Below are 1,254 nucleotides of genomic sequence, written 5' to 3' on the forward strand. Positions count from 1 at the left end.
TTGAAGGCGCGGCTGGCGGAGCGGGACGGGGCGTCGTGCTGGTACTGCGGCGCCGTGTTCGGGCCCGGCCTGGACGGGGCGACGATCGACCACCTTGTGCCGCGGTCGGTCTGGCACACGTGGATGCAGGCGGCGCTGGTGCTGGCGTGCGGGCCGTGCAACCAGGCCAAGGCCGACCGGCTGCCGCAGTCCGTACTGCGGCCGGTGCCGGGGACGTTCGGGCCGGGCCTGGTCCCCGCCACCTCGGCCGGGCGTGCGGCGGAGGCCGGCGCGGCGGCGTGACGGCTGTCTGTCCTCCCCGTGGTCCTGGCGGCCGGGGGCGGGCGGGGAGCCGGGCACACCGCCCGGTCCTGACCAACAAGGGAGAACCCCATGCCCAAGTTCATCACCGGCTGGAAGGCGCTCGAAGCCGAGGCCGTGAACTGCGGCGATAGCGGCTGAAATTCGATCTTCTGGGCAGAACGGTTGCCTGCCATGCTCATCGCATTCCTACGAAAGTGGACAAGGGGAGGGAATATGCAATTCCGTACTAAAAGAGCCAATCTGGTCGCAGGCGTGGTCGGTGCGCTGACCGCCGCCACCCTCGGACTGAGCGCCACGCCGGCTTCCGCAGGCGGGAGCGGCAGGCCCGAAGCTGCGCCCAAGACGGCTGCCGCCGAGGTCCACTGCACCTCCTTCACCTGGGTGCCTAGTGATGGGGGGCTGTACCTCCACAGGCCGTCGACGACCGCGAACTCAGGAAACTACAACTGCGTCGTGGCCCGGGGGGACCACAACTACGCCGTGCTGGCCTTGCAGGAGAGCCTGAACGCCTGCTACACGCAGGGCCTCAAGGAGGATATGGACTTCGGCCCCGCCACCGAGCAGGCGGTAAAGAACGCCCAGACAGAAATCAACTCGATCTATGGCCCGGTGCTGAGCGTGGACGGCCGTTTCGGCCCCAAAACCAGCTCCTACTTCTCCTTCGAGCTATACAAGCAGGACGGCACCCATACGACCGGCTGCCGCTGAGAGCGCGCCTGGAACGTTCAGAACCTGTTTTCAAGCCCCCCGGACTGGCGGGCTCGGTAGCCCGGTATCAGGTGGGCTCCAGGGCAAGTTGGTGGCCAGCAACTTGAGAACGATCAAGGCCGGGTCGGTCCGCCGACCGAGTTCGCCAGCCTCCGGGGCACGGTCCCCACGGGTACCGTGCCCCGGAGAACCACGGGCCCCATGGACCCAACGAGTTCCGTTCGCCGAACGGTCACGGTGACC

General features: G+C 68.0%; 2 protein-coding genes. Both read left to right on the forward strand.

The genetic code is table 11. The features are described 5' to 3' along the window. Window positions 1-282 (forward strand): HNH endonuclease (locus tag ACWDA7_RS53055; protein ID WP_450615427.1); only part of this gene is annotated, 282 nt, incomplete at its 5' end. A gap of 234 nt (window positions 283-516) precedes the next feature. Then, window positions 517-1,011: a peptidoglycan-binding domain-containing protein gene (locus ACWDA7_RS53060; protein ID WP_450615429.1), complete on the forward strand. Its 495-nt coding sequence runs from the start codon at window positions 517-519 to the stop codon at window positions 1,009-1,011. Window positions 1,012-1,254 lie beyond the last annotated feature (243 nt).

Source organism: Streptomyces sp. NPDC001156, from assembly GCF_053598275.1.